The organism is Mycobacterium sp. TH-M103, assembly GCF_057473785.1.
This window is the reverse complement of sequence record NZ_JBYCLG010000223.1, coordinates 1-5610: the sequence shown is the minus strand read 5'-3', so window position 1 is coordinate 5610 and position 5610 is coordinate 1. Positions and strand designations below refer to the sequence as shown.

Annotated in this window: 7 protein-coding genes; 2 read left to right on the top strand and 5 right to left on the bottom strand. The window is 67.6% G+C overall.

The window, feature by feature from the left end; translation table 11 throughout:
* On the top strand, positions 1 to 203 hold a 203-nt coding region (locus AC2VOR_RS13010; RefSeq protein ID WP_486963912.1), incomplete at its 5' end, for a universal stress protein.
* Between the two features lie 87 nt (positions 204 to 290).
* On the opposite strand, the gene AC2VOR_RS13005 is transcribed toward AC2VOR_RS13010, so the two are convergent.
* A complete protein-coding gene (locus AC2VOR_RS13005) occupies positions 291 to 860 on the bottom strand; it encodes a hypothetical protein (RefSeq protein WP_486963911.1) in 570 nt (189 codons plus the stop codon).
* A gap of 222 nt (positions 861 to 1082) precedes the next feature.
* Here AC2VOR_RS13005 and AC2VOR_RS13000 point away from each other — a divergent pair, with 222 nt between their 5' ends.
* Positions 1083 to 1433, top strand: a complete 351-nt coding sequence (locus tag AC2VOR_RS13000) for a PE family protein (protein ID WP_369737414.1) — start codon at positions 1083 to 1085, stop codon at positions 1431 to 1433.
* Between the two features lie 114 nt (positions 1434 to 1547).
* On the opposite strand, the gene AC2VOR_RS12995 is transcribed toward AC2VOR_RS13000, so the two are convergent.
* From AC2VOR_RS12995 to AC2VOR_RS12980, 4 genes are all read right to left on the bottom strand, one after another.
* Positions 1548 to 3032, bottom strand: a complete 1485-nt coding sequence (locus AC2VOR_RS12995; RefSeq protein WP_369737413.1) for an aldehyde dehydrogenase family protein — start codon at positions 3030 to 3032, stop codon at positions 1548 to 1550.
* A gap of 90 nt (positions 3033 to 3122) precedes the next feature.
* Positions 3123 to 4337, bottom strand: a complete 1215-nt coding sequence (locus AC2VOR_RS12990) for a cytochrome P450 (RefSeq protein ID WP_369737412.1) — start codon at positions 4335 to 4337, stop codon at positions 3123 to 3125.
* A complete protein-coding gene (locus tag AC2VOR_RS12985; protein ID WP_486963910.1) occupies positions 4337 to 5317 on the bottom strand; it encodes an SDR family NAD(P)-dependent oxidoreductase in 981 nt (326 codons plus the stop codon). Before AC2VOR_RS12985 ends, AC2VOR_RS12990 begins: the two co-directional genes overlap by 1 nt.
* On the bottom strand, positions 5310 to 5610 hold a 301-nt coding region (locus AC2VOR_RS12980), incomplete at its 5' end, for a spirocyclase AveC family protein (RefSeq protein ID WP_486963909.1). The genes AC2VOR_RS12980 and AC2VOR_RS12985, both read right to left, overlap by 8 nt.

The window sequence follows — 5610 nt, the reverse complement described above, 5'->3', positions numbered from 1 at the left end:
CGGACATCGAGGAAAGGCCGATCCAGGATGCCCCGGTTCATGCGCTGGTGGACCTGGCCGAGGAAGTCGACGCCGATCTGCTCGTGGTCGGCAATGTCGGGCTGGACGCGCGATCCGCACTCATCGGCCGGGTCTTCTCCATCCCCGGAGGAATCGCCACCAAGGCGAAGATCGACGTGCTGATCGTCCACACCACCGGCTGACCCGACGCGCCGTCCCTGGGACCCGTTGGCTCAGCGCGCCTTTCGGGATCGTGCCACAGCAGACCGCGCCACTTCAGGAGTGTGTACTCAACGGGTGAACGGAAACAGCTCCCTGGGCTCGTTCCCGTACCTGTCCCACCACTGGAACAGCTTGTTCAGTTCGGGGCCATCGTGGACATTGAGGAGCAGAAGTTGCCGATCGCGTGTCCATTCGATATCCGGGGCGTTGTTGAGCGTGCCGCAAAAGATCTGACCCGCGGTCTCCCCCGGCGTCGCGATGTAGTGCCACACCGTCGGGGACGCGTCCAGACCGGGGCACGGCGACGGCATGTAGTCCGCCCCGCGGTTGGCCAGATCGTCGTGGAAGGCACGGTCCAATGATCCCGGATCGGCGAACGACGTGAAGTGCCCGCCCAACGGGCTGTCGAGTCCGGCGTCCTGGCCGCACTCCAAACTGGCCAGCGCGCCGGCAGGCGGGTTGGCGGCGGTTTCGCAGGAAGCTCCCGAGAATCCGAAGGGCAGTTCCTCGACGATCCGTTGCTCGTCGGGGTTGAAGTGAGTGGCGGCCGCCGGCTGCGCACCGGCGTAGGTAAGCAAGCCCAGCCCGGCCACGGCGGTCAGCGCGCCGGCGGCGCCCCGCGCGACCGCTAGGGCCACCCGTCGGACGCACGATCCGCGTCCGAGTCGCTTGACTGGTGAAACCCCATTCTTGTTGCGCATCACTGACTCCTCCGACATTCCGGTCGCGATGTTCGCCGGTTCTGCACCGCAGACGCCGGCGAAAAGCGGCGGCGCCGTCATGAATATCCGACCATTTACCGGAGTTCCGCAACAGGGACCAAAGTCGCGCGCTTCAGGACGTTCGTCATCGCGCCTCAAGTGGGCCACTTCAGCCGGGGATCTCCTGGAGAGACATGCGGCGAAGGACCGCGGGGCGCCGGGTCGCGGGCCCCGCCAACGAAGGTTTTGGTGGCGGCCGCCGACGAAGTGTCCACGAGCGTGGCGACCTTGCCCGGCGCGGTCGGGCAGGAGTCTCAACTTCGAGCGCCCAAGTGGCGCAGTTTCACGACTGGTTCGTACAAGCTCCATCTTGGGCAACAGCACGAACGACGGGCGCAGGAGGGCAGCAACGGTTTATCTGACCAGTATCCAAGCCGGCTTCGAGCCGTGGAACGGCAGCGTGGGCAGTCGGTCAACTCGTTCTCCGCGAGCGTCGACGGCGTCAGCTGACCGGCCACCGCCACGTCTCGCACGCCGCTTCCCGACACGCACCGAGATTGCCGCCGTGGTCGTGGTCGATGCCGAAACCACTGCCCGCACGGCAATCTCGGCGTGTGCGGGTCGCTACCCGGCCGGATACCCCACGGACTTGACCTCGGTGTACTGGTCGAACCCGGCCACACCGTTCTGGCGGCCCACCCCGCTGGCCTTGTATCCGCCGAATGGCGTGTCCGCGCCGTAGCAGGCGCCACCGTTGACGCCGATGACGCCGGCCCGCAATCGGCGGGCCACCGCCAACGACCGCTCGAGGGACCCCGACATCACGTTGCCGGCCAGCCCGTAGGCGCTGTCGTTGGCGATCCGGATGGCGTCCTCCTCGTCGTCGAACGGAATGACGGCCAGCACCGGACCGAAGATCTCCTCCTGCGCGATCGTCATGGAGTTGTCGACGTCGACGAAAAGCGTTGGCCGGACGAAGAATCCCTTGTCGAAGCCGGTGGGTGCGTCGGGCCCGCCAACCAGCAGCGTGGCGCCCTCTTCCACGCCCTTGTTGATGTAACCGAGCACGCGCTGACGCTGCTTGTCCGAGATCAGCGGGCCGGTAAGGGTATTGGGGTCCTGCGGATCGCCCGGTATGACGTTCTCATAGATGCTCTTGAGAATTGCCACGCCCTCGTCGTAGCGAGACCGCGGCAGCAGCATCCTGGTGGGGATGGCGCAGCCCTGTCCGGCGTGCATGCACGGCGAGATGCCGATCGCGCACGCCGAGCCGAAGTCGGCGTCTTCCAGCACGATGGTGGCCGACTTGCCGCCGAGTTCCAGGAACAGCCGCTTCAGCGTCGCCGCACCCTTTTCCATGATCCGCTTGCCGACCGCGGTCGAGCCGGTGAACGAGATCAGGTCGACTTTCGGCGACAGCGTGAGCTCCTCGCCCACCAGGTGGTCCGACGCGGTGACCACGTTGACCACACCCGGTGGGATGTCGGTCTTCTCGGCGATGAGCCGACCCAGTCGGGTGGCGTTGAACGGGGTGTCCGGCGCCGGCTTGAGAACGACGGTGTTACCGGTGGCCAACGCCTGGCCGAGCTTGTTGATAGCGACTTCGAACGGGAAGTTCCACGGGACGATCGCGCCGACCACACCCACCGGTTCCCGCCAGACCTTGACGGTGGTGTTCGTGCCGGTGAGGCTGATGACCCGGTCGCCCAGGTCGGTCTCCCAGGGGTACTCGTCGATCAGCTTGGCGGGATACAGCAGCCCCTCGGCCAGCGGGGCGTCGAGCTGGGGTCCGTAAGTGATGGCACGCGGGGCACCGACCTCGAGGATGAGCTCCTCGCGCAGCTCTTCCCGCTCCGCGTCGATCGCTTCGTGCAGCTGTACCAGGCAACGCTTGCGCAGCTCGCGGTTGGTCGACCAGTCCGTCTCGTCGAAGGCACGCCGGGCGGCGTCGATAGCCCGGTGCATGTCCTCCTTCGACGCGTCGGCGACCTCGCCGAGCACCTCTTCGGTAGCCGGGTTGATGTTGGTGAAGGTGCCGGCCCGGCCCTCGACGAGCTTGCCGTCGATCATCATCTTGGGCTCGAAACGGACCTTTACAGCCTCGGTCATATCTGTCACTCTCTTCTGAGTCGTTGAGGGGCTACGGAGAGCCTTACCGGAAACTATCCGATTGGCAAGTTTCAACCGCTGTCAGGTCGGCTATCGAGGATCGAACAGCACCGGCAGCGACGTCGGCGACCGGAAGACCTGCCCGCGGATGTGCGGGTCGTCGCCGTCGGGGTCCAGCCGAAGGTTCGGCAGCCGGTCGAGCAGAAGGTTGACGGCGGTGCGCATCTCGAGCCGCGCCAGGTGCATCCCCAGGCAGACGTGCACGCCGTGGCCCCAGCCGAGGTGCGAGCGCGCGGGCCGGAAAATGTCGAACGTGTCCGGGTCGGGGTAGCGGTCCTCCTGCCGGTTGGCGGCCCCCAGCATCGGCATCACCGTCGAGCCCGCCGGTATCGCCACCCCGCCGAGTTCGGTGTCACGGGTGGCGACCCGGGTGATGGTCAGCAGGGGTGGTTCCCACCGCACGCCTTCTTCGATGGCCTGCGGCAGCAGCGACCGGTCGGCACGGACGGCGTCCAACTGCGCGGGGTCGCACAGCAGGGCGAACAACAAGCTACCCAGCGACCGGTAGGTCGTCTCCACCCCCGCGGGCAGCAGCAGGCGCAAGAACGAGTAGATCTCCTCGTCCTCGAGTTTCTCTCCGTCGATCTCGGCCTGGGCCAGCCCGCTGATGAGATCGCCCCGCGGATCGGCGCGGCGCGCCTGCAGGATCGGCGCGAAGTAGTCGCAGAGGGCGGCCGACGCGGCAAGACCCCGTTCCGGATTCAGGATCCAACTCAGCAGGGAGATGGACCACCGCTGGAACTGCGGATAGTCCTGTTCCGGCAGGCCCAGCAGGCCCGCGATGATCTGGCTGGGGTAGTCGAAGGTGAACTCCTTGACCAGGTCGGCCCTGCCGTTGCCCGCGAACTTGTCGATCAGGCTGTTGCCGACGCGCCCCACCAACTCGTCTTCCCACCGCGCCAACGCCTTCTGCGAGAACGCCTTCGACACCAACGACCGCAGCCGGCCGTGCAGCGGTTCGTCCATGCCGAGCATCACGCGTTCCCCCAACACCGGGCCGAACGCCGCGATCACGCCCGCCGACGAGAACGTCTCGTTGTCGCGCAGCATCTGCTGGGCTTCCTCGTGGCGGTAGACGATGAAGACCGGCTTGGACTCCTCGTGCGGCATCCCGGAGACGTCCAGACGCTGGATCGGCTCCTCGCGGCGCAGCCGGGCCAACTCCGTGTAGGGGTCGCGCACGTCCCCGGAGACCGCGGCGTCGAAGGCGCCGAAGTCCTCCAGGTCGTCGAAAAGCTGTTCCATCAACGCTCCTTCACTTCGCTTTTGCGGGCCGCCAAGCGCTGCAGGACCGGCTGCGGCAGAATCCGCGCGGCGAACACCATCGCCCGCTGCGCCGCGGTCAGCGGCCAGGCGCCGTCCCGCATCGAACCCTGCCGCGGTATGCCCAGCACGACCCGGGACATGTGGTGCATGCCCGACACGGGCAGAATTCTGCTGGCCGCCAGCAGCATCGAGGCATCGGGGCCGACGCCGCGGCGGCGGAACGGGCCCCGGTCGTCCAGCGCCCGGAGCAGGCCGTCGGCGAACCGTTCGGGTGGCCGCGCCAATTTCATCGCGGCCCTCCCACGGGTGTTCATGGTGTTGTGCAGCCGGGCATACGGGCCACTGAAGTCGCGGTTGTCGGTGGTGCCCGCGTCGGTGATGATGTCGGTGTCGTAGGTGCCGGCCACCAAAACGGTGACACCGAGACCGAACGGCGCGATCTCGCAGGCCATCGATTCACCCCACCGCTCCACCGCTCCCTTGGCCGCCGAGTACGGCGCGGTGGCGGGCTGACCGCGGACCCCGGCCGCGCTGGACACCAGCACGATGCGGCCCTCACCCGCTGCCCGCATGCCCGGGAGCAATGCCTTGGTGAGTTCGACCGGACCCAGGACGCTGGTGGCGAACATGTTCTGCCACAACCGGATATCGGTCTCCTCGACCATCCCGGCCGCAGAGATGCCCGCGTTGTGCACGATGGCGTACGGCGCACCGACGGCTTCCTCGATCGCCTTGGCCGCGGCGGCCACCGACGCGGTGTCCAGCAGGTCGAGGTGCACGCCGATCAGCCGGTCGTCGTCGGGCAGGGCGTCGGCTGCCGCGCGCAGCAGCGGCATCCCGGTGGCCGGGTTCCGCATGGCCGCCACCACGCGCCAGCCCTCGCGATAGAGCCGCGCCGCCGAGGCGAATCCCAGGCCGCGGGACGCGCCGGTGATGACGACCGCGCGCGCCTCAGCCATTCGCGCTCGGTGACGAAGAAGTCGCGCAGGGCCCATGACCGGGCGGCGGCGCTTCGACATGGGGCCGTCCGTTCGGCTCCCCACTCGCCCAGGTCGACCAGATGCCCACCGAGTAGGGCCCCTGGGCGCCCGCCTTTTCGTAAAAGCCCTGTGGGTCATACACTTTGGCTTCCGGGTAGGGCCACGGGCAGGCCACGGAGGTCGCCGCGTGGCTGATCTTGATCACGGCGAACCATGCCCCGTAGGCGAAGTAGGACACGTTGATGATCGCGAACATCACCAGGAACGTGCCG

Bases quoted from the DNA above. Each gene is read 5' to 3' on its own strand.
- AC2VOR_RS12995 (WP_369737413.1), bottom strand. From the start codon at position 3,032: ATGACCGAGGCTGTAAAGGTCCGTTTCGAGCCCAAGATGATGATCGAC.
- AC2VOR_RS12985 (WP_486963910.1), bottom strand. From the start codon at position 5,317: ATGGCTGAGGCGCGCGCGGTCGTCATCACCGGCGCGTCCCGCGGCCTG.
- AC2VOR_RS12990 (WP_369737412.1), bottom strand. From the start codon at position 4,337: ATGGAACAGCTTTTCGACGACCTGGAGGACTTCGGCGCCTTCGACGCC.